The organism is Streptomyces sp. NPDC054047, assembly GCF_055585065.1.
The window spans coordinates 709,689-730,997 of record NZ_JBVJKV010000001.1; the positions used below are offsets into that span (position 1 = coordinate 709,689).

General features: G+C 72.2%; 21 protein-coding genes and 1 tRNA gene. 12 read left to right on the forward strand and 10 right to left on the reverse strand.

The features are described from left to right. Window positions 1-182: 182 nt before the first annotated feature. Entirely contained in the window at window positions 183-848 is a 666-nt protein-coding gene (locus tag ACZ6ZP_RS03280) for an HAD-IA family hydrolase (RefSeq protein WP_468613726.1), read from the reverse strand. Window positions 849-1,042: 194 nt separating this feature from the next. Next, a complete protein-coding gene (locus tag ACZ6ZP_RS03285; RefSeq protein ID WP_351159960.1) occupies window positions 1,043-1,621 on the reverse strand; it encodes a TMEM165/GDT1 family protein in 579 nt (192 codons plus the stop codon). A 489-nt stretch (window positions 1,622-2,110) separates the two neighbouring features. Here ACZ6ZP_RS03285 and ACZ6ZP_RS03290 point away from each other — a divergent pair, with 489 nt between their 5' ends. The 4 genes from ACZ6ZP_RS03290 (at window position 2,111) to ACZ6ZP_RS03305 (ending at window position 7,296) form a co-directional block, all read left to right on the forward strand. Then, the gene (locus ACZ6ZP_RS03290) at window positions 2,111-2,758 is read left to right on the forward strand and encodes an HNH endonuclease family protein (RefSeq protein ID WP_351159963.1); all 648 of its coding nucleotides are present in this window, start codon (window positions 2,111-2,113) and stop codon (window positions 2,756-2,758) included. Between the two features lie 136 nt (window positions 2,759-2,894). Beyond that, on the forward strand, window positions 2,895-4,556 hold the full coding sequence (locus ACZ6ZP_RS03295) for an alkaline phosphatase D family protein (protein ID WP_469405355.1): 1,662 nt from the start codon (window positions 2,895-2,897) through the stop codon (window positions 4,554-4,556). A gap of 247 nt (window positions 4,557-4,803) precedes the next feature. Further along, the gene (locus tag ACZ6ZP_RS03300; protein WP_469405356.1) at window positions 4,804-6,774 is read left to right on the forward strand and encodes an FAD/NAD(P)-binding protein; all 1,971 of its coding nucleotides are present in this window, start codon (window positions 4,804-4,806) and stop codon (window positions 6,772-6,774) included. Window positions 6,775-6,834: 60 nt separating this feature from the next. After that, on the forward strand, window positions 6,835-7,296 hold the full coding sequence (locus ACZ6ZP_RS03305) for a DoxX family protein (protein ID WP_361462667.1): 462 nt from the start codon (window positions 6,835-6,837) through the stop codon (window positions 7,294-7,296). Between the two features lie 131 nt (window positions 7,297-7,427). Here ACZ6ZP_RS03305 and ACZ6ZP_RS03310 read toward each other — a convergent pair whose 3' ends face one another. Next, entirely contained in the window at window positions 7,428-7,982 is a 555-nt protein-coding gene (locus tag ACZ6ZP_RS03310; protein ID WP_469405358.1) for a superoxide dismutase family protein, read from the reverse strand. 271 nt (window positions 7,983-8,253) lie between these two features. On the opposite strand from ACZ6ZP_RS03310, the gene ACZ6ZP_RS03315 reads away from it, so the two are divergent. Further along, window positions 8,254-8,910 carry a DedA family protein gene (locus ACZ6ZP_RS03315; RefSeq protein WP_351159977.1) on the forward strand — a complete coding sequence of 219 codons (657 nt, stop codon included), beginning with the start codon at window positions 8,254-8,256 and terminating at the stop codon, window positions 8,908-8,910. Here the strand turns inward: ACZ6ZP_RS03315 and ACZ6ZP_RS03320 are convergent. Continuing rightward, window positions 8,907-9,164 (reverse strand): DUF2277 domain-containing protein, encoded by a 258-nt coding sequence (locus ACZ6ZP_RS03320; RefSeq protein ID WP_351159980.1) that lies wholly within the window; start codon window positions 9,162-9,164, stop codon window positions 8,907-8,909. The genes ACZ6ZP_RS03315 and ACZ6ZP_RS03320 overlap by 4 nt on opposite strands. A gap of 225 nt (window positions 9,165-9,389) precedes the next feature. Here ACZ6ZP_RS03320 and ACZ6ZP_RS03325 point away from each other — a divergent pair, with 225 nt between their 5' ends. Further along, on the forward strand, window positions 9,390-9,737 hold the full coding sequence (locus ACZ6ZP_RS03325) for a hypothetical protein (RefSeq protein ID WP_351159983.1): 348 nt from the start codon (window positions 9,390-9,392) through the stop codon (window positions 9,735-9,737). A gap of 40 nt (window positions 9,738-9,777) precedes the next feature. Next, entirely contained in the window at window positions 9,778-10,077 is a 300-nt protein-coding gene (locus ACZ6ZP_RS03330) for a hypothetical protein (RefSeq protein WP_351159986.1), read from the forward strand. Between the two features lie 320 nt (window positions 10,078-10,397). Here the strand turns inward: ACZ6ZP_RS03330 and ACZ6ZP_RS03335 are convergent, their stop codons facing one another. Then, window positions 10,398-10,691, reverse strand: a complete 294-nt coding sequence (locus tag ACZ6ZP_RS03335) for a hypothetical protein (RefSeq protein WP_351159989.1) — start codon at window positions 10,689-10,691, stop codon at window positions 10,398-10,400. Window positions 10,692-10,917: 226 nt separating this feature from the next. Continuing rightward, window positions 10,918-10,989: transfer RNA gene (locus ACZ6ZP_RS03340), tRNA-Val, on the reverse strand. Between the two features lie 477 nt (window positions 10,990-11,466). Here ACZ6ZP_RS03340 and ACZ6ZP_RS03345 point away from each other — a divergent pair. The 4 genes from ACZ6ZP_RS03345 to ACZ6ZP_RS03360 all read left to right on the forward strand — a co-directional run bounded on the left by ACZ6ZP_RS03345 (window position 11,467) and on the right by ACZ6ZP_RS03360 (window position 15,181). Beyond that, complete coding sequence (locus ACZ6ZP_RS03345; RefSeq protein ID WP_469405362.1) at window positions 11,467-12,771, forward strand: hypothetical protein; 1,305 nt, start codon at window positions 11,467-11,469, stop codon at window positions 12,769-12,771. Window positions 12,772-12,906: 135 nt separating this feature from the next. Then, window positions 12,907-13,530, forward strand: coding sequence for a DUF4383 domain-containing protein (locus tag ACZ6ZP_RS03350; protein ID WP_469405364.1), 624 nt, complete (start codon window positions 12,907-12,909; stop codon window positions 13,528-13,530). Window positions 13,531-13,553: 23 nt separating this feature from the next. Then, window positions 13,554-14,201, forward strand: coding sequence for a bifunctional 4-hydroxy-2-oxoglutarate aldolase/2-dehydro-3-deoxy-phosphogluconate aldolase (locus ACZ6ZP_RS03355; RefSeq protein ID WP_469405365.1), 648 nt, complete (start codon window positions 13,554-13,556; stop codon window positions 14,199-14,201). Then, window positions 14,198-15,181, forward strand: a complete 984-nt coding sequence (locus ACZ6ZP_RS03360) for a sugar kinase (RefSeq protein ID WP_351160001.1) — start codon at window positions 14,198-14,200, stop codon at window positions 15,179-15,181. The genes ACZ6ZP_RS03355 and ACZ6ZP_RS03360 overlap by 4 nt, the downstream gene beginning before the upstream one ends. Before the next feature lie 58 nt (window positions 15,182-15,239). On the opposite strand, the gene ACZ6ZP_RS03365 is transcribed toward ACZ6ZP_RS03360, so the two are convergent. The 4 genes from ACZ6ZP_RS03365 to ACZ6ZP_RS03380 all read right to left on the reverse strand — a co-directional run bounded on the left by ACZ6ZP_RS03365 (window position 15,240) and on the right by ACZ6ZP_RS03380 (window position 20,185). Next, complete coding sequence (locus ACZ6ZP_RS03365; protein WP_351160004.1) at window positions 15,240-15,464, reverse strand: FmdB family zinc ribbon protein; 225 nt, start codon at window positions 15,462-15,464, stop codon at window positions 15,240-15,242. Window positions 15,465-15,576: 112 nt separating this feature from the next. Further along, on the reverse strand, window positions 15,577-16,395 hold the full coding sequence (locus ACZ6ZP_RS03370) for an HAD family hydrolase (RefSeq protein WP_469405367.1): 819 nt from the start codon (window positions 16,393-16,395) through the stop codon (window positions 15,577-15,579). Then, window positions 16,392-18,920 carry a phosphoribosyltransferase gene (locus ACZ6ZP_RS03375; protein ID WP_469405368.1) on the reverse strand — a complete coding sequence of 843 codons (2,529 nt, stop codon included), beginning with the start codon at window positions 18,918-18,920 and terminating at the stop codon, window positions 16,392-16,394. The genes ACZ6ZP_RS03370 and ACZ6ZP_RS03375 overlap by 4 nt, the downstream gene beginning before the upstream one ends. An 89-nt stretch (window positions 18,921-19,009) precedes the next feature. Next, complete coding sequence (locus ACZ6ZP_RS03380; protein WP_361462645.1) at window positions 19,010-20,185, reverse strand: HpcH/HpaI aldolase/citrate lyase family protein; 1,176 nt, start codon at window positions 20,183-20,185, stop codon at window positions 19,010-19,012. Between the two features lie 181 nt (window positions 20,186-20,366). Here ACZ6ZP_RS03380 and ACZ6ZP_RS03385 point away from each other — a divergent pair, with 181 nt between their 5' ends. Next, on the forward strand, window positions 20,367-21,290 hold the full coding sequence (locus ACZ6ZP_RS03385) for a TerD family protein (protein ID WP_469405372.1): 924 nt from the start codon (window positions 20,367-20,369) through the stop codon (window positions 21,288-21,290). The last annotated feature ends 19 nt before the right edge of the window (window positions 21,291-21,309 follow it).

Sequence of the window (21,309 nt, forward strand, 5' to 3'; positions counted from 1 at the left end):
CAGGACAACCCCCACCCACGCGCCCCCGCTGTGGGCAGGCGTTCCGCAGGGCGGAACGGGTGGGCACAACGCCGAAGCTGCGGGGGCACGAAAAGACAAGGCGCCCAGCACCGCAAAGGTGCAAGGCGCCACAAGGCAAGTGAGAGCCCTCAGCCAAAAATCAGCCGAAGGTCAACCCAAGGTCAGCCGAACGTCAGCCGAAGCGCCCCGTCCCCATCGGGGACAACGCTGACCTGCGTCAGGTCGGCAACATGCACGGTAGGCCCGAACTCCCCGGCCCGAGGGCCGACCCCGACCACCCGCATACCCGCGGCGCGCCCCGCGGCGATCCCGGCCCCGGAGTCCTCGAAGACGACACAGTCAGCGGGATCGAACCCCAGCTCGGCAGCCCCCTTGAGGAACCCCTCGGGATCAGGCTTGCTCGCCCCCACGTTCTCCGCGGTGACCCGCACAGCCGGCAGCGGCAGCCCGGCCGCGGCCATCCGCCCCGTGGACAGCGGCACGTCCGCGGACGTCACGAGCGCATGCGGCAGCCCCTCCAGCGACGCCAGGAAGGCCTCGGCCCCCGGCACGGGAACGACGCCCTCCATGTCCGCGGTCTCCGCGGCCAGCATCTCGCGGTTCTCCGCGTAGTTCTCCTCCATGGCCCGCTCCGGAAGGAGCACCGCCATCGACGCGTACCCCTGCCGCCCGTGGACGACCTTGATGACCTCGTCGAAGTCGAGCCCGTACCGCTCGGACCAGCGTCGCCAGCAGCGCTCGACCACCGCGTCGGAGTTGACGAGGGTTCCGTCCATGTCCAGGAGGAGGGCCCGCGCGGTCAGAACAGAGGCAGTCTCAGCCGTCATCGGCGTACTCCAGAGCACAGGGGGGATTCCGCGGAGGAAGAATCAAGGCAGCCCCGCCCGCCGGTCAGGGAACACGGGCGGAGCCACTTTGTTCCTCCACGATACAAAAAGGTGTCACCAGACGCCAGCACCGCAGGTCACACCCCCGGCAGGGCCTCCGGCGAAAGCCCGCCCAAGACCCCTGGCCAGACCCCTCAGGCGATCGCCTCGTACAGGCTCCACACACCGAGCCCCAGCATCAGCAGCGCCGCGATCTTGGTGATGAGCGACAGCGGAACCCGCTTCATCAGCGCCTTTCCGCCGACGATCCCGAGCCCGGCGACCGCCCACAGCGCCAGCACGGCGCCCAGGCCCACGGAGAGCGGGTCGTCGTACCGCGCGGCCAGGTTCGCGGTCATGATCTGCGTCAGGTCACCGAACTCGGCGACCAGGATCAGCATGAAGCCCGCGCCGGAGACCTTCCAGAAGCTCTGGTCCTTGGGCTCGCGGACCTCTTCCTCGTCGTCGCCGCCCTTCAGGAGCAGCATCGCCGCACCGCCGAGGAAGAGGACGCCGGTGAGGGCGTGCAGCAGTTGTTGCGGCAGGAGCGTCAGCACGCTGCCCGCCGCCACGGCGAGCACGACATGGACGACGAAGGCGGCCGCGACCCCGACGAAGACGTACGAGGCGCGGTAGCGCGTCCCGAGGACGAGCCCGGCCAGCGCTGTCTTGTCCGGGAGTTCGGCAAGGAAGACGACGCCGAAGACGAGCGCCATCACGCTGATGCTGATCAAGGTTCCTCAATCGGTCGGGGCTGCCCCACCGAGAGCAATCTGTACATCACGTACGACACCTCGGCACGGCAGCGCACACAGACGTACACGGTCATGTACGTCGGGCACTGCTTGCCGAAGGTCTCGCTGGCCTGCCACGTCGACGACGGGGCCTGCCTCCGGGCGCCGGCTCAGCGAGCTGAGCAGTATGTCGACGGTCCGGCGAAGAGCTACTCCCCTTCTGCGCCATCCATCGTACGGGACGTCCGCACACCCCCGACCAGGGCCTTTCGACCCCCCGGGAAAGTGATCCAGGCCACACGCCGGGGCCCTGTCGGCACCCCGCGGCCAACTCCCGCACAGATGACCGGACATGACACGGCGCCAGAACCCTTGAACTGACCACCTGATTGACGCGACCCTGTCACCTGACGCACATCCGCAGGAAACCCCACCGCGTCAACATGGCCGCCCCAACGGTCAACATCCCCCCACGACAAGGGAGTTCGTATGTCTGCTGTCTACGCGCGTCGACGCCTCGCCACTCTCACCGCCCTGACCGCCCTCGCCTCCGGGGCGGCCCTCCTCACCGGCGCCCCCGCCCAGGCCGCTCCCCCGGCACCCGTCTCCGCCGCCACCGCCCGCACCTACCTGGGCCAGCTCACGGAGAAGGCCGAGGGCTCCTCCGACGGCTACAGCCGGGAGAAGTTCCCGCACTGGAAGACCCAGTCCGGCACCTGCAACACCCGCGAGGTCGTCCTCAAGCGCGACGGCACGAACGTCCAGCAGGACTCCAGCTGCGCGGCCACGTCGGGCACCTGGAAATCCCCGTACGACGGCGGCACCTGGACCGCCGCGTCCGACGTCGACATCGACCACGTCGTGCCGCTCTCCGAGGCCTGGAAGTCCGGCGCGAGCGGCTGGACCACCGCCCAGCGGGAAGGTTTCGCCAACGACCTCAGCCGCCCCCAGCTGATCGCGGTCACCGACAACGTCAACCAGAGCAAGGGCGACCAGGACCCGGCCGAGTGGATGCCGCCCACCGCGTCGTACCACTGCTACTACGCCCGGATGTGGGTGGACGTGAAGCACCACTACAACCTCGCGGTGAACCCGGAGGAGAAGACGAAGCTGTCCGCCGTCCTCAACGGCTGCTGAGACCATCGGCCCCAAGTGCACCGAGAACCCCGGGCGCACTGAGGTCACGGGCCGGTAACCAGCAGGAATCCCCGGAACCTCCCCACTGGCCTCCGTCGTTCCGTACCGTACGGGGCGACGGAGGAGAGTGATCATCGTGGCACGGCTGCGCCTGGGTCCACTGCTGAGGTACGTCGACGGTTCGACGGCGACGGTCTGGGTCGAGGCCGACCGCCCGTGCACCGCCGAAGTGCGGTGCGCCGACGGCGCCAAGGGCACGGCGAACACGTTCCAGATCGCGGGCCACCACTACGCGCTCATCCCGGTCACCGGGCTGCGCCCGGGTACCGAGACCGCGTACGAGGTGCGGCTCGGCGACAGCGGCGGCCCCGTGTGGCCGCTGCCGGACTCGCCCTTCCCGCCGAGCACCATCCGCACGCCGGGCGAGGACGACGGCGAGGCGCTGCGCGTCACCTTCGGGTCCTGCCGCTGGGCGGCTCCGCCGAGCGACGAGCACGACCCCGTGGGTCCCGACGCCCTGGACACCCTCGCCGCCAGGATCGCCACCGGCACGGCCGCCGACCGCCCCGACGTCCTGCTCCTCCTGGGCGACCAGGTGTACGCGGACAACACGTCCGAGGCGACGCGACGCTGGATCGCGGCCCGCCGGAACCTGAACGACCCGCCGGGCGACCAGGTCGCGGACTATGAGGAGTACACCCACCTCTACTACGAGTCGTGGCTCGACCCCGAGGTGCGGTGGCTGCTCTCCACCGTGCCCAGTTGCATGATCTTCGACGATCACGACGTCATCGATGATTGGAACACCAGTGCGTCCTGGCTGGCCGAGATGCGCGCGACGCCCTGGTGGCGCGAGCGCATCCTGAGCGGCCTGATGTCGTACTGGGTCTACCAGCACCTCGGGAACGTGCCGCCGGCCGACCTCGAACGGGACGAGCTGTACGCCGCGGTGCGCGCGGCCCCGGACGGCACGGACCTGCTGCGCGCCTTCGCCTCCGCGTCGGACGCCGATCCCAGGGCGACCCGGTGGAGCTACCGCAGGGACTTCGGCCGCGTACGCCTGCTCATGGTCGACACCCGGGCCGCGCGCGTCCTGGACGAGCAGAACCGCGCGATGGTCGACCCGGACGAGGCCCGCTGGCTGCGCGAGCAGGCACTCGACGGCGCGGACGGCGGGGGCGGCGGCTACGACCACCTTCTGATCGGCACGTCGCTGCCCTGGCTCCTTCCGCACCTCATCCATGACGCCGAGGGCTGGAACGCCGCGCTGTGCCGCGGCGAGCGCGGCGAGCGCTGGGCCCGCTTCGGCGAGAACCTGCGCAGGCGCTCGGACCTGGAGCACTGGGCGGCGTTCCCCGCGTCCTTCGACGCGCTGACCGACCTGATCGCCGAGGTGGGCACGGGCGAGGGCGCCCCGGCGACGGTGTGCGTGCTCTCCGGGGACGTCCACCACGCGTACATCGCGGAACCCACCTGGCCGCGCGGCGGCGGCCCCGACGCCCGCGTCCTGCAGCTGACGTGCTCCCCCGTCCACAACTCCATTCCTACGTCGATAAAGCTGGGCTTCCACTTCGGCTGGAGCAAGGCGGGCCGGGCCCTGGGCCGCCGCTTCGTGCGGCACGGACGGACAGCGCGGGCCGCCATCAACTGGCGCAAAACGGGTGGGCCTTGGTTCGGCAACCAGCTGATGACGCTGACGCTGCGGGGCCGTTCGGCGGTCGTGCGGCTCGATCAGGCGCAGGTGGTGAAGGGCGTGGGCGTGCGGCTCGCGACGACGCAGGAGTCCCGGCTGTCGTGAGCCGGCCGTCCGCACCGGGAGGAGTCGCGGCCCTCCGCGCCCGCGGCGCCCGACTCGCACTCCCCCTTAATTCCCATAGCCCCGCAAAGGCGACCAGCGCGCCCGCAGGCATCACGTGACACAGGCCACACACGTCTGGTGATCCTCTGCCATGGGGTTCGACTTCGTGGCTTCCGACGGCATGATGAGGCGGACCGTCCGCTTCCATCACCCCCACAGACCCCTCCTATGCCCGGGAGTCACCCTCTTGTCCGCACCATCCGCAGCGACCGCACCGGAACATGACGTTGCAGTCGCCGTCGTCGGCGCGGGGCCCCGCGGCACGAGTGTCCTGGAGCGCCTCTGTGCCTCGGCGGCCGAACTGCTGCCGCCGGAGGCACGGCTGACGGTCCACGTCGTCGACCCCTCCCCACCGGGTCCCGGACGCGTCTGGCGGACCGCCCAGCCGTCCGAGCTGCTCATGAACACGGTCGCCTCGCAGGTGACCCTCTTCACCGACGAGAGCGTCGACTGCGCCGGGCCGATCAGGCCGGGTCCGAGCCTGTACGCATGGGCGGCCACCGGGCACGCGCCGGAGCTCGGCCCGGACGACTACCCGACGCGCGCCTGTTACGGCCGCTATCTGGAGTGGGTCTTCGCCGAGGTCCTGCACCGCGCCCCGGGAACGGTCCGGGTCGAGGTGCACGCGGCGCGCGCCGTGCGCCTCGACGGCCCCGAGGACGGCGCCCAGTCCCTCGTACTCGACGACGGCCGTGAACTCGCCGGGCTCGGCGCCGTCGTCCTCGCGCAGGGCCACCTCCCCACGCTGAGCGACGCGGGGCAGGAGCACCTCGCCGCGCACGCAGCACGGCACGGCCTGCGCCACATACCGCCGGCCAACCCCGCCGACGTCGACCTGTCGGCCGTCGCCCCCGGCGAACGCGTCCTGCTGCGCGGCCTGGGCCTGAACTTCTTCGACCACATGGCGCTCTTGACGCAGGGCCGCGGCGGACGCTTCACCCCGGCACCGGGAGGCGGTCTGCGCTATCGGCCCTCGGGGCACGAGCCGAAGCTGTACGCGGGATCGCGGCGCGGCGTCCCCTACCAGGCGCGCGGCGACAACGCGAAGGGCGCGTACGGACGGCACGAGCCGCTCGTCCTGACCCCCGACGTCATAGCCCGCTTCCGCAAGCGCGCGGACAGCGGTGACGCGCCGGACTTCCTCGACGAGATATGGCCGCTGGTCGCGAAGGAGGTGGAGACGGTCTACTACACGGCCCTGGTCCAACCCGCCGAGCGGGCCACGGACTTCCGGGACGCCTTCCTCGCCGCCCCGCACCGCGGCCCTCAAGAGGCTCTGATCCTGGACGAGTTCGAGATCCCCGAGGCCGCGCGCTGGTCCTGGGACCGACTGGCGCGGCCCTACTCCGGCCGTACGTTCCGCTCCCCGGCCGACTTCCGCGCCTGGCTGCTCGCGTATCTGCGCGAGGACACCGCGCAGGCCGCGCTCGGCAACGTGGCGAGCCCGCTGAAGTCCGCCCTGGACGTGCTGCGCGACCTGCGCAACGAACTCCGCCTGATCCTCGACCACGGCGGCCTGGCCGGGATGTCACGCCGCGAGCATCTGGACCGCTGGTACACGCCGCTGAACGCCTTCCTGTCGATCGGGCCGCCCCGGCGCCGCGTCGAGGAGATGACGGCGCTGATCGAGGCAGGCGTCGTGGAGGTGCTCGGCCCGCGTCTCGACGTACGGCCCACCGCGGACGGCAGGTACCTCGCGCACTCGCCCGACGTACCGGGGTCGGATGTGTCCGTCACCACAGTCGTCGAGGCCCGTCTCCCCGAACCGGACGTGCGGCGCACCGCGGACGAGTTGCTCGGGCAGCTCCTGCGGACGGGCCAGTGCCGCGCCCACGTCGTCGACGGCTACGAAACCGGAGGCCTCGACGTCACCCCACGCCCCTATCACTTGATTGACCGTCAGGGTCGTTCTCACGCACGGAGGTTCGCGTTCGGAGTGCCCACGGAGGGCGTGCACTGGGTGACGGCCGCGGGCGCACGGCCGGGCGTCGACTCGGTGACCTTGTCGGACGCGGACGCGGTGGCGCGTGCCGCGCTGCGGACGGCGGCGGGAACGGCGGGAGCACCGGAGATCCACTCCGCAAGCGGAGCGATCGCGTCAACGAGGGAAGCGGAATCACCCGAACGGCCAGATGTTGAACTTGCAAGTATTGATTAGGTTCCCCTAACCTTGGGCCTCCGCTCGGTTACCGTCCCCAAAAACCGAAGGAGTCCCCCCATGACTGGACGTCTCAACAGCGCCCAGCCCTATGCCCTCGGGCTTTTCCGCATAGTCATCGGCCTGCTCTTCGCCTGCCACGGCGCAGCCTCGCTCTTCGGAGTGCTCGGCGGCGCGGCGGGCGGCGGCACGGTCGAGGCCGGCACCTGGCCGGGCTGGTACGCGGCCGTCATCCAGCTGGTCGGCGGCGGCCTGGTCGCCCTCGGTCTGGGCACCCGGGCCGCGGCGTTCATCTCGTCGGGCTCGATGGCGTACGCCTACTTCAAGGTCCACCAGCCCGAGGCCCTGTGGCCGCTCCAGAACGGCGGAGAGGCCTCCGCGATCTTCTGCTGGGCCATGCTCCTGCTCGTCTTCACCGGCTCGGGCGCCCTCGGCCTCGACCGCCTCTTCGCCTCGCGCGGCGAGCGCGCGGACGGCGGCAAGGACAAGGAGGCGTCGGAGCGGACGCCGGTGGCCGCCTGACGCGCACGCGTTCATGTCACGGTGCCCTCTTCCTCGTAGGCGTACGAGGAAGAGGGCACCGTCACGTTACGAGCGCTTCGGCCGTTCCGAGCGCTTCAGCTGTTCCGAGCGCTTCAGCTGTTCCGAGCGCTTCAGCCGAGGGGAGCGAACGGCACCGTGAAGCACGCCACCCGGTCGCCCGCGCCGCCCTGCTCGCGGTGCAGCACGACCGATCCGGCTCCGCCCGGCCTGAACTCCCAGCCGTGCCGGGCGGTCGCCGTGCCCGAGCCGTCCCGGCCCGCGGTGAAGTCCAGCCAGACCTCGTTCTCCGCGTTGACGTAGGCCGGGTCCTCCGAGGGCCGTACCGGGTCCTCGCGGTGCTGATAGTGCCCGCCGGCCGCGGCGGGGTCGGCGCCGCACGGCTTCTGGTGCACGTGCGCGCCGTACGCACGCCCCGGGACCATGCCCTTCACCCGGACCGTGACCGCCATGTCGCCCGGTCCGCCGCGCTGCTCGACCTCGATCGACGAACCGGCGGGCACGAGCTTCGTGTCGTACGTGATCGCCGACGGGGAGACGAAGGCCGTGGGCGGCGCGAACCGCGCCCCGACCCGCATCTCGTAACAAGGCGCCGCGCCCCCGACCGCGCCGCCGCCCGCTGCGAGCACCGCCGTCGCCACGGCCCCGGCGAGCATTCCTGCCACCATCGTCCGCTCCTTCCGTACCGTCCATCGCCCGACCTCGTCGGCGACCTGTCGGTGACTCTGCTGGTGAGTCTTTTGGTACGGGACATCGGCTCCGTACGCCCCATCTGAAGCGGCAGCCGGGTGAACGTGATGTAGCGAACATATGAGCCCCCCGCGGATCTCCGGCGGAGAGCGCGGCGTACGCTGTACAGCTGTCACCAAGCCGCCCCTGCCGCTCCCCCGCGACGTCGCGGCAGTCAAGTCGTCGACCGGGGAGTTACGGGGAATTTCGGTGCTTGAGACTCTGGGCTCACTGACCAGCAGCCCATGGATCTACGCGGTAGTGGCACTTTCGGTGCTGTTCGACATCGTCCTGCCCGTGCTGCCCAGCGGGGTTCTCGTCATCACGGCGGCCACCGCCGCCGCGGCTGCGGGAACGGCAGGCACGGCGGGCGCGGGGAGCGTCGCGCACGAGGTGCCCGACATCCTGATCCTCCTGCTCTGCGCGGCCACCGCGTCGGTACTCGGCGACCTGGCCGTCTACCGCCTCGCCTGGCGCGGCGGCGAGCGCCTGGACCGCGCCATCGCCCGCTCGCGCCGCCTCACCACCGCGCAGGAACGACTCGGCACGGCGCTCTCCCGGGGTGGCGGTGTCCTCGTCGTCATCGCGCGCTTCGCCCCGGCGGGCCGCTCGATCGTCTCGCTCGCGGCGGGTGCGGCACACCGCAAGGTGCGCGAGTTCCTGCCCTGGTCGGCTCTCGCGGGCGTGGCCTGGGCCGGATACAGCGTCGCGCTCGGCTACTTCGGCGGGCAGTGGCTCGGCGCGTCGTGGCTGGCCACGGGCGTCTCACTGCTCGCGCTCTTCGCGGCGGGCGCGGGGGCGGCCTTCCTGGTGCGACGACCGCGGGCGGGAACGCCGGGGACGCCGGGAGCGCCGGCGGCGACCTAGGCCGCCGGGGCCTCATCGGCCGCCCGCTCGGCGGCCCGCGGTTTGGCCCCGCGCACCTCGATCCCGGCGAGCAGTTCGGCGGTGGCTTCGGCGACCGCGTCCACGGCACGCTCGAAGACCTCGCGGTTGTGCGCGGCCGGGGCACGGAACCCCGAGACCTTGCGCACGTACTGGAGCGCGGCGGCCCGGATCTCCTCCTCGGTCGCGTCTTCGGGGATGGCGGGCGGACGGAGCGTCTTGATGCTGCGGCACATGCCTACAGCTTGCCGCGAGTGGAGCGCGGGCGGGAAGTCGTAGCGCCGACGAGGGCCCCCGCGGCCACCGGCAGCCCACCACGAGTCCCTCCGTGGGCCCTGCCATGGGTCCTTCTGTTGGTCCTCTGTGGGCCCTTATGTGAGCCCGTCGGCGCCCCGAAGTTCACCCCACATCACGCGTGGTGGCTCTCGCTCCCGAAATTCGAACAGGAGTACCATTACCGCGTGCCTGCAACCCCTGCATACGACTTCCCTGACGACCTCCTCGCGGGCCAGGAGGAACTGCACCAGGTCCGGGCCGAGCTCCTGGCCCTGCTGAAGCGGCTCCCCTGGTCGGTCACGCCCCTGGACGGCTTCAGCGACGACCACGGCTGGCGCAAGGTGGAGCGCCCCGCCTCCCCCGGCTGGACCCCGGACGAGCAGGCGGAGGTGGAGAAACTCCGTGCCCGGGAACGGGAGTTGGCGGTGTTCGTCACCTGTCATCGCTTCTGGGATCAGGTGACGGGCCCGGACGCCGTCACGGCCCGCGCGCGGCTCAAACACATCCACGAGAAATCCATTGACACCGGGTGACAGCGGGCGTTGACTCCAGCTACGCCGAGGAGGTGCTGCCATGAATGTTCTGCTGGTCGTCCTGCTAATCGCACTGGTCGGCCTGGGTTTCAGCCAGCCACTTCTGTGGCTGGCCGCGGCGGCGCTCGTCTTCTTCATGGTCCAGCAGTACGACCGCGGAGGGTCGGGCAAGAGCAGCAGCAGCGGGAGCGGCGCGGGCGGAGGCGCCGGTGCCGGAGGTGGCGGTGGGGGCGGCGGAGGCGGCTTCCCCAAGACCTACCGGGACTACCGCATCCGCAAGGAACGTCAGGAGCGCTGGGACCGCAGGTACCGCCGCACGCATCCGGGTTCGGGCCGCTGAGCGCTTCGGATTCGGACGGCTGAGCGCGTCGGGTTCGGGCCGCTGAGCGCTTCGGGACCGGACGGCTGAGCCGAGGGGCCGCAGTCGCCCGTACGGAGGCATCCTCGCCAACGGCGGTGTCTACGCCATCAGTTACGTTCCCGGAGCCGGACGGCGCCATCAGGTCGGCCCAACAACAGCTGACGGCCGACTACTTCAAGAGGCGGGGCCTCGTCGGTGAAGCCACCCGGCGCACGCGACGCCGCCGGCGGAACGGCTGGCGGCGGCCCCGCCGCGGTGCACCCCTGACATGTGACACGGAGTGCACCGCCCCTGTCGGGTCAGCCGATCGGCACCCCCGCGGGGAGCCCCCCGATCATCGAGGCCGGCCCCTGCACGGCCTTGCCCACCTGGGCCGTGGCGGCCTCGGGGTCTTCCGCCCTCAGCTCACCGGCTGACGCGTCGACGTCGACCTCGCCGAGGGGGCTCTTCAGGTCCTTCGTCGTCTTCCCGGCGGCGTCGAGCATCTGCAGGTCACCACCGGCGGGCGGCTGCGGCGCGGCGAACGCGGGGGAAACGGCCCCCAGAGCGAGCCCGACACCGACGACACCAGCAGCAGCCTTGGCGATCTTCACGAGAAGAATCCCTTCCGGCAGGGCCCAACGGCGGCACGACGGTCGCCCACCGGAAGCATCCACACCGCGGACACCACACGGCCCTCACCGCATTCCCCAACTCCCCCGCGATCCCCGAGGTTCTGGCCGACCACCCGATCGATCCAGCAGACCGCGGCACCAGGGCCCGCCCCGTCCCACACGCCGAAGACCCCCGGCCATGATCGGCCGGGGGTCTTCGTACCGGTGGGCGCGGACGGTTTCGAACCGCCGACATCTGCCTTGTAAGGGCAGCGCTCTACCACTGAGCTACGCGCCCGGGATGTTTCGACAGCCTACCTTGCCTGTGCCCCTGCCCGACAAACGCGTACGGGGAGGCTGCTGGAGCGGTGGCCGTCGACTCCGACGACCGGCCACGCAACGGTCGACGCCGCGGGGCCGTGGATGTTTCCGTGGCCCGCGACAGTGGTAGTCCGCACCTGGTGTCCGCCCGCAGCGAAGACGGCGAAGTCACGGTGCGCAGCGCGAACTAACCGGCCCGTGTGTTCGTCATTAACCGGTGGGAGAATGTGACACCGGGCAAGGCGGATGACAGCACGGGAGAGGGATAGTGACGGCGACACCTTCGCAGCCGTACACACCGGATACGTCGAGTGAGTCAGTTGTGCCGGATCCGGACGAGCATGTACGTCGCTGCGGGAGCGTGCGGCCGCGTCCCCGCCCGGACAGCCGAGCGAACCGGGGCAGTCAGGAGCGCCGGCCTCGACCGCGCCGCCGGACGCCTCTCCGCGATGCGGTGGCGCTCGCCCTCCTGCCCCTCCCCCTCCTCGCCCTCGTCGTCCCCGCCGCCTTCGCGGGCGGCGGCACCCGGCGGTGGTTCGGCGGGCGCGGGGAGAGCGTGCGGGCCGACGCCCAGGCCGCCAAGGACGCGGCGGCCGCGGCCTTCTACGAGCTGGACACCGCCCAGCGGGATCTGCGGATCTCCATCGAGACCATCGTCGCCGTCGACTCCACGCCCGCCGCGCAGCGTGCGGTCTCGGACTTCGAGGCCATCGGGCGGCGGATCGACGAGGCCAGCCACCAGTACATCAGCGCGGTGGACGCGCACGACCTCGACCGTGACGATCTCGACGCCTCCGTCGCCACCCGCGCCCGCACCGAGCTCACCGAGGCCAAGGGCGAGCTGGACAAGGCCAAGCAGGACCTTGACCGCTTCCAGCAGGGGCTCGGCCCACTGCTCGACAAGGCCGAGACACAGCTCGCCCGCCTCGCCCCGGCCGTCGAGCGCGCCCGGCAGACCCTGCTCGCCGCCAGCAACGCCCTCGATGCCGTGCGGGGCGCCGGGCTCAAGGCCGATGACCTGGCGGCCCGCCTCGCCGCCCTCGGGCCCGAGCTGACCAAGCTCAACCAAGGAGCCGGCCAGCACGGCGTGCCGGAGACGCTGCAGCGCGCCGACCGCGTCCTGCGGGACGCCGAGGCCGTCCGCGCCGAGGCCGAGCGGCTGCCCGAGCGCGCCGCCGAGATAGACCGCCGCCTCGTCACGCTGCGCACGCGCGCGCAGGCGCTCACCACCCGCAGCGGCCAGGTCGACCCGGTCCTCAGCGAGCTGCGGCGGCGCTTCACGGTCGCCTGCTGGCAGGACCTTCAGCGCGTGCCGGACCAGGCCGCGGAGAACGTGCGGCAGGCCGAGGTCAAGCTGAAGGAGGCCCGGCAGGCGCGCGAGGAGCAGCGCTGGCCGGACGCCACCTCCCTGCTCTCGACGGTCCGTGCCCTGCTGAACTCGACGGACGAGGCGGTCTCGGCCGCCGGCGACCGGCTTCAGCGGCTCAACGCGGTGGCGAAGGACCCCCAGCACGAGATCGAGCGCACTCGCTTCGCGATCCGCGACGCCCAGCGCCTGGCCATGGCGGGGCGCCAGACCCCGGAGCAGCGGCACGCGCGCCCGCTCGACGAGTCCGTCGCCCGCCTGGACCGCGCGGTGGCCTCCCTGGAGGGGCGCCACCCGGACTACTGGCACTTCCTGACCGAGACCGAGGCCGTGCGGCAGGCGGTGGCGCGCGTGGTCACGCAGATCCGGGAGGAGCGGGGGCAGGGGGCCTGAGGACGACGGCTCAGAGGCCGGAGGCCAAGGGGCGCCCGGGTTCCGACCGCGCCTGTTGGCGGTCCGCGGCCCGCGGGCGGATCCTGGGACTACGGACGTACAGAAGCGGCCCCCGCACGCACAAGGGAGGCGGACATGGCCACGCATGTACTTCACCCAGGGGCGAAGCGGCCCCGTCGGCGCGTCACGCTGAACGAACACCTGCCCGTCGACCACCGCCTCAGCACGATCTACCGCGTCGGCGCGGGGCTCATGGGCCTGGTCCTGCTCGCGTTCGGCATCCTCGGCCTGATCGACAAGGTCGGCTTCTTCGACACCGGGGGCGACACCGTCGCCGGTCTGAACACGAACGGCGCGCTCAGCGTCCTGTCGATCTGCGTCGGCCTTCTCCTGTTCGTCGGCATGGTGATCGGCGGCAACTTCGCCTCGACGCTCAACATGGTCCTGGGCTGCGCCTTCATCCTCAGCGGCTTCGTGAACCTCGCCCTGCTCGACACCGGCCTCAACTTCCTCGCCTTCCGCATCCAGAACGTCCTGTTCAGCTTTGTGGTGGGCGTCCTGCTGATGATCTTCGGGATGTACGGGAGGGTCGGCTCGGCCCTGCCGCACGACAACCCCTACTGGCAGGCACGCCACCCCGAGCAGGTGCGGCACGCCGGCCGTGGCCGAGGGCGCGGGGTTCAGCACGCCCAGCACGCCCAGCGCTCCGAGCAGGCCCACCGCCCTGACCGGGCCCACCACCCTGAGCAGCCACGCTGAACCCCCTGTGCGAGCCTTGGGGCATGTCGGACGACCTCACCACTGCCTTCAGCACAGCCCTGCGGACCCAGCGTCTGGTCGCCATCGTGCGCGGCGCCTACGCGGAGGCCTCCTTCCGGACGGTCATGGCGCTCGTCGAGTCCGGCGTCCCGCTCGTCGAGGTCTCCCTCAGCGGCGCCGACGCACTGGGCGTCCTGCGCCGGGCACGCGCCGAACTGGGCGACGAGGCCTGGCTCGGCGCGGGCACGGTCCTCACCGCGGACGACGCGCGGCGCGCCGCCGACGCGGGGGCCAACCTCATCGTGACGCCGGGCCTCGGGGCAGGGGTGGACGAGGCACTGCGGCGTGAACTCCCCGTCGCCGCCGGGGTGTTGACCCCCACCGACGTGATCGCGGCGAGCGCCGCGGGAGCGACCGCCCTGAAGATCTTCCCCGCCGCGGCGATGGGCGGCCCCGCGTACCTCAAGGCGCTGCGGGCCCCCTTCCCCGACCTGCCCTTCGTACCGGTGGGCGGCGTGGACGCGCCCGCCGCCGAGGAGTACCTGGCGCTCGGCGCGGTAGCCGTGGGCGTCGGTTCCCCGCTCATCGGGGACGCGGCGGACGGCGGGGACCTGGACGCGCTGCGCAAGCGCGCGGCGGAGTTCGTGGCGGTCACGGAGGCCGGTCGATGAGCGCCATGACCCGAGGGAGCGCCGACGACGTCCTCACCCTGGGCGAGACCATGGTCGCCCTGCGCGGCAGCGGCCCGCTCAAGCTGGGCGGTTCGATGGACGTGTCCATCGCGGGCGCCGAGTCGAACGTGGCCATCGGCCTCTCCCGTCTCGGCCACGCGACGCGGTGGGCGGGCGCGGTCGGCGACGACGAGGCGGGCGAGCTGGTCCTGCGCACGCTGCGCGCCGAGGGCGTCGACGTCAGCGGCGCGACCCGCGACCCGGACGCGCCCACGGGCCTGATCCTCTTCGAGCCGCGGCTGCCCGAGGTGACCCGCGTGCACTACTACCGTGCGGGTTCCGCCGGTTCACGCCTCACGGCGGCCTCGGTCGAGCGTGCCTTCACCGCTCCCGGCGCGCCCCGCGTCCTGCATCTCACCGGCATCACCCCGGCGCTCGGCCCGTCCGCCCTTGCCGCGTGCCGCCGCGCCCTGGAACTGGCCAGGGAGCACCGCACGACGGTCTGCCTCGACGTCAACTTCCGCTCGCGGCTGTGGAGCGACGAGGAGTCGGCCGCGGTCATGCGTTCCTGGATTCCGTACGTCGACGTGGTCATCGCGTCGGACGACGAACTGCCGCTGTGCGTCCCGGAGACGACGGCCGCCGGGGAAGCCCACTCCCTGGCCAAGGCCCTCCTCGCGCAGGGCGTCCGCGAGGTCGTGGTCAAACTCGGCGCCGACGGGGCCACCGCGTACACCGCCGACGGCGAGCTCTACGCTCCCGCTCGCCCGGTGCGGGCCGTGGACGCCGTGGGCGCGGGGGACGCGTTCGTCGCGGGGTACCTGTCGGCGCTGCTCGACGGGGACGACGTGACGGGACGACTCGACCGGGCCGTGACGACCGGGGCGTTCGCCGTCGCGTCGCACGGGGACTGGGAAGGGGCGCCCACGCGGGCCGAGCTCGGACTGCTGGGAGAGGGGCCCGGGACCGTGGTCCGGTAGAGCCCCTCCCGGAACAGAGCCCTCCAGGGGTAGTGCCCCTTCCTGAGCTGCTGCCCCGCTACCCGCAGCAGCCTCCGCCGCAGCAGCCGCCTCCCCCGCCGCCACCTGGGGCGGGGGAAGGAGCGGACGCCGAGGAAGACCCGCCGACGGCCACCGTCGACAGCAGCTTCACCGTGTCCTCGTGCCCTTCGGGGCAGGCCGCGGGGGCGGCGGACTCGGCCATCGGGCGGCTCAGCTCAAAGGTGTCGCCACAGGAACGGCAGCGGTACTCGTATCGGGGCATGGGCCAAGGCTAGCGGCAGCGGATCACCCGGGGCGCGCGGCTTCGGCACAACGCCCTGCGGACAGCGCCCTCCAGGGCCGCCAGGGCCGCCGAAAGCAACGCGCCGCCAAGGTCAACGCGCCGCCGCCGCGAGGAACCCCCGCAGAATCTCCTCCCCCGCCGCGACGCCCCGCTCCGGCAGCACCGTCAGGCCCGGCGCCGTCCAGCCCGTGTCGGCGAGCTCGCCGTGGCCAGGCCGCCACGAGCGATCGGCGGCGAGCAGCAGATCCGCGTCGAGGAGCGAGTCACCGGCGGCGAGGATCTCCTCCGCGTCGATACGCCGGGCCACCTCGCGCACCGCCGCGCTCTTGGTCAGCGGCTTCGGCACCGCGTAGATCTTGCGGCCCTGCAGCGAGACGGTCCAGCCGCGGCCCTCCGCCCACACGGCGAGCTCCTTGACCCACTCCTGTGGCAGCAGGGAGCGCTCGACGACCAGATAGGCGAAGAGGTCCTCGGCCACCCGCTCCTTCAGTAGCCAGGCCGGGTCGGCGGTGCGCACCAGGTGGGCGCGGACCTCGGCGAGCGAGGCGCACTCGGCGGCGAGCCGCCGGTCGACGTCCGCCCGCCACGCGGGGTCGGACACCCCGTCGACCAGCAGGTGCCCGCCGTTGGCGCAGATGGCGAACTCCGGCGCGGGGCCCGGCAGATGGATGCGGCCGTACTGCTCGCGCGTACGCGTGGTCGTCGGCACGAAGACCGTGCCGCGGCCCACCTCGTCCAGGAGTCCGGCGGCGGTCTCGGTGACGTACGACAGCGGCTTGCTCTCGTACACCTCGACGCAGAGCAGGCGCGGCGCTTCGGCGTCGGGCATGGTCAGGCCGAGGGCGGCGGCGGAGTAGATGAGGGTGCGGTCGAGGTCGCTGGCGACAAGGACCGGACGGGAGGTGCTCACTTGGACGCCACCGCCTTGCCGTCCGTGCCGGTGGCTCCGCGGGTGAACCGGGGGTGGATCAGACCGACGCAGGTGTAAGGGAGTCCGTCCACTTCCTCGACCGGCACGCCGCGCTGTTCCGCGAGGAGCCGTACGTGGTCGAGGTCGGCCCCCGCCCCCGCGCGCGCCAGGATCTTCCAGGGGACGCGGCGAAGGAGGACGCGTGTCGTCTCGCCGACGCCCGGCTTGACGAGGTTCACGTCGTGGATGCCGTACTCCTCGCTGATCCGCTCGACGGCGGCCCAACCCTCCCAGGTCGGCGCCCTGTCCGCCGAGAGCAGCTCCTTGACCTGGGCGTCCACGGCGTCGGCCACCTCGTCGAAGCGGGCCACGACGGCGTCGAGGAAGTCGAGGGACAGGTCACCGTCGGCGAGTTCGCGGTAGAACTTCGCGCCGTGGAAGTCGTCGGGTCCGACCAGGTCCGCGCGCAGGACGGTGCGCGATATCAGGCCGGAGACAGTGGAGTTGAGGCAGGCGGAGGGGATGAGGAAGTCCTCGCGGGTGCCGTAGGTGCGGACGCAGGAGCCGGGGTCGGCGAGCACGGCGATCTCCGGGTTGAAGCCGGCGGGGCCGCCGGACTCCTCGAACTCCCGTACCGCGTCGGCGAGTTCGCGCGTGATCGCTCCCTTGCCCGTCCAGCCGTCGACGAAGACGATGTCGGCCGTGTCGTGGTGGGCGGCAAGCCACCGCAGCGCGTTGGCGTCGATGCCGCGGCCGCGCACGATCGACACGGCGTAGTGCGGCAGGTCGAGGCCGTGCCGGTGCTGCGCCCAGCGCCGCATCAGGACGCCGACGGGCGTGCCCGCGCGGGCCAGCGAGACGAGGACGGGGCGGGGGGTGGGGGTACCCCCGCGCTTTCGGCTGTGGGGGAGCTCGGCGAGCACGGTCTCGGTGACGGTGCCGACGGCCTGCGCGATGCGGGCGGCGGAGGTGCCGAGCGCGGCGCGGAACAGCTCTTGGTACTGCGGGCTCGGCTGGTACTCGACGGGCAGCGACTCGGCGTAGTGCGCGCCACCGCTCTGTATCGCCTCCTCGCGCTCCTCGGTGGGCGCCTCCAGGCGTACGTCCGAGAGGTCCTGGAGCAGCCAGCCGACGTCTTCGGCCGCGTACGAGGAGAAGGCGGGGCCGCGGAGGGGCTCGGGCAGCATGGGGGGCCTTTCGGGGACGTGCGCGGGGGTCTGTTCGGGGACGTACGAGGGCACGGTGGCGAGCAGCACCTGCGGGGTGTGCGCGGCGAGCTGCGCCAACAGGCCGTCGGGGGCGTGGAGTTCGGGGCGGTCGCCCACGGAGTCGACCACGATGACGATCGCGGCGAAGTCACCGCCCGCGACGTTGTACGCGTACCGCTCGCCGGGTCCGTCGGCGGGAGCGTCGTGCGCGGGGAAGACGAGGCGGCTGCGGATGGCGTAGCCGGGGTCGTCGACGGCGAGGACGGGCGAGCGGGTGGTGGTGGAGTACCGCACGTCCACCCCCGCGTCACCGGCGGACAGCCGCTCCTCCAGGGCCACCCCGAGGGCCAGCGGCGCGTACATCAGCTCCTCGAAGCCGAGGACGAGGACGCGGGGCGGCGCGGCGGTGTCGGAGCCTCCGGAGGCCGTGAGGCCCGGAGCCAGCGCTTCCGCGAGCCGGTCCGCCATCCCCGGGAGCGCCGCGTCGAGCGCCACGCGGTGCTCGGGCGCGAAGCCGTGCCGCCCTCCGTCCGGCACTCCAGCGGGCCAGCCGAGGTCGATCCGGGCGACCGGGCCCGCCTCCCGGCGCGGTGCGGGGAGCGCCGTGGCCTCGTACTCCTCGACCAGCGCCTGCCCCTTCTCCAGGACGCCGTCCGGCAGGCTCACCGTGCCGGACGCCATCGTGATCAGGTCGACCCGCGCGCCGATCTCCCGCGCGAAGTCGGCCAGGCGGCCCTGGTCCCGCGGGGAGCGCATGTCGACGAGCGCCACGATGACGTACCGCTCGCGCGGGTACAGCTCGTGCAGCGCGCGGATGGTGTTGAGGACCGTGTTGCCGGTGGAGAACTCGTCGTCGACGAGGACCAGCGGGCCGTCACCGGCCAGGAGGCGGGGGTCAGCCGGGAGCAGCAGATGCGAGGTGGCGTGGGAGTGGGACTCCTCGAAGCCGCCCGCGCTGGGCACCCCGTCGACCGGGCGGCGCGTGGAGTGGAGGTAGGGCGCGAGGCCGATGCCGTCCGCGACGCAGTGGCCGAGGCCGGTCGCCGTCTCCGCGTACCCGAGGACGACCGCGCGCCGGGCCTCCGCGTCGCCCAGGAGCGCTCGCGCCCGGACACCGAGGTCGTGCCCGGCCGCGTACACGACGGAAGGCCGCTGCGGCACGTGCTTGCCGAGGACGTTCGACACCAGCAGGTGCGCCCGCTTCGGGTTGCGGCGCAGGGCGAGGCCGAGCAGATCGCTCAGCCCCGCGTCCCCGGCCAACTCCACGCCGAGCCGCTCGGCGACCCACGTCCCTGACCACACCACGTCGTCGTTCACAGTCCTCGCACAGTCCTTACGTTCCTCGCGTTGCTTGCGGTCACCCGGAGATCCCGGGCGGTCGGCCGGGGAGCCCGGTGAAGCGGTGGTCAGCCGGAGAGCCCGGCGGTGAGCAGCTCCACGAAGCCGACGTCCTCGCGTGCGACGCCGAAGACCTCGGCGCGCTGGAGGGTCCGCTCGGCCCACGCGCGGTGCGGCTTCACCTCGTTCATCTTGTTCGTGTACGCCGAGCGCATGACCCCGCCGCCGTCCCGGTCCGGGCGCAGGATGTCCTCGGCGTCGCTGAACTCCTCGTGGCTGACGACCGAGAGCGCGTGCACGGGCAGGACGTGCGAGGGGTGGATGCAGGTCTTGCCGAGCAGGCCGTTGGCCCGGTCCAGCTCGATCTCGCGGAGCAGCCCGTCGATGTCGTGCTCGATGAGCGCCTGCCGCAGCTCCTCCGCCCGGCCCTCCAGGAAGGGGCTCCGGCGCAGCTGCGGCTTGAACATCCTCTCCTGGACGCGGAAGTACTCCCACACGGGTCCGGTCACGGTGAAGCCCGTGCCGTCGGCCCTGCCGAGGTGATTGACCACGTCGGCGATGACCGAGGCCACGATGTGGACGTCGTACGCGGTCATGTGCGGCGGCCTGCGCAGTCCGTACGCCGAGCAGAAGTCGGTGACGCCGAGCCGCAGCGCGAGCACCCGCTCGCGGTACTTGTCGACGGTGCGGGCGATGCCGGCGAGGGTCTCCGAGCGGCTCTCCAGATGCAGCAGCTCGGGCGATTCGAGGACGGGCATCGCGAAGAGCCGTCGGCCGCTCGCGGCCTCCGCCACGGCGAGCGCCTCCAGGAAGGCGACGCCGCGCTCTTCGGTGAACTTGGGCAGTACGAATCCGGACAACAGGCGGATGCCGGGTCCGAGACGGGCCGCCAGGTCGGGTATCTGCTCGGGGGCCCTGACCCGGATGAACAGGAGCGGCGGCTCGACGCCGTCGCGCTCGGCCAGCTCGGCCAGGTCGGCGAACTGTCTGACCAGGTTCTCCTCGGCGCCGATGACCTCGGCGTCGTCGATGGAGTCCTCCAGGCAGAGCACCATCGAGATCACGCCACGCCCAGCCTGTTTCAGGATGTCGTCGGCGAGGCGGGGGCGCGTCGCAGGGCTGTAGAGCGTGGCCCCGAGGGCTGCGGCGAGCAGGCGCGGGGAGGAGTCCGCGGTGAAGGCGCACGGCTCCCGATGGAAGAGACGCTGTCGCACCTCTGGGGCTATATGCCCGAAATGACGCATGATTTCCCCTGTACTCGTCGGCGCGGCCCGACGTGATGTGGCCGGTAATAGTACGTAGGGACGGGTGTCAAGGGTTCCCCATGGGCATGAAATTCAGGTAACCCGGCCATGTCAGACACACCGGCCACACACCGTCACCCCCGCGTTGTCCCGTCCGGGGCCGGGAAGGCAGGATGACCGCATGACGCACGCGATGTTGAAGGGGTCGAACGTCCCGCTCGAAGCCACGGCCGTCCGCGCGGTGCTGCGCTGGACCCCTGGCCAGGGCGTTCCGGACGTCGACGCGTCGGCGCTGCTGCTCGGCGCCGACGGCCGCGTGCGGTCCGACGAGGACTTCGTCTTCTACAACCAGCCACGCCATCCGTCCGGCAAGGTCTGGCGGCTCGGCAAGAAGCGCGTCGCCCAGGGCCTGACCGACACGGTCCAGACGGACCTGGCGGGCCTGGATCCGGCCGTGAGCCGCGTCCTGCTCGTCGCCTCCGCCGAGAACACCGCCTTCGAGCACGTACCCGCGCTGCGCATCCTGCTGTACGACGCGGCGGCGGGCGAGGCCGAACCGCTTGCGTACTTCGACATCACCCCGCAGACGGGCGAGGAGACCGCCCTGATCTGCGGCGAGCTCTACCGCCGCGGCGACGTCTGGAAGTTCCGCGCCCTGGGCGAGGGCTATCTGAACGGCCTGGAGGGTCTCGCCGGCGACTTCGGCATCTCCGTGGACGAGTCGGAGGCGGTGCCCGAGCCGACGACCGAGGCCTCGCTCCCGCAGCCCCATCCCCAGCGTCAGCCGCTGCCGGCCACGCAGGCTCCGGCTCCCCAGGCCCCGGCCCCGCAGCCCTTCCCCGCACCGGCCCCGCAGCCTTCGTACGGCTACCCTCCGACGCCCCCGCGCCACCAGCCGGCCCCGCAGCCCTCCTACGGCTATCCGCAGCACGCGCCGGCCCATGCGGCGCCCGTCCCGCAGCCCTCCTACGGCTATCCGCAGCACGCGCCGGCCCATGCGGCGCCCGTCCCGCAGCCCTCGTACGGCTATCCGCAGCCCGTGGCCCCGATGCCCGACCCGAACTTCCGGCTGCCGCCCCAGGGCCCGCAGTTCCTCGCACGCTGAGAGCTCCGAGGGCGCTGAG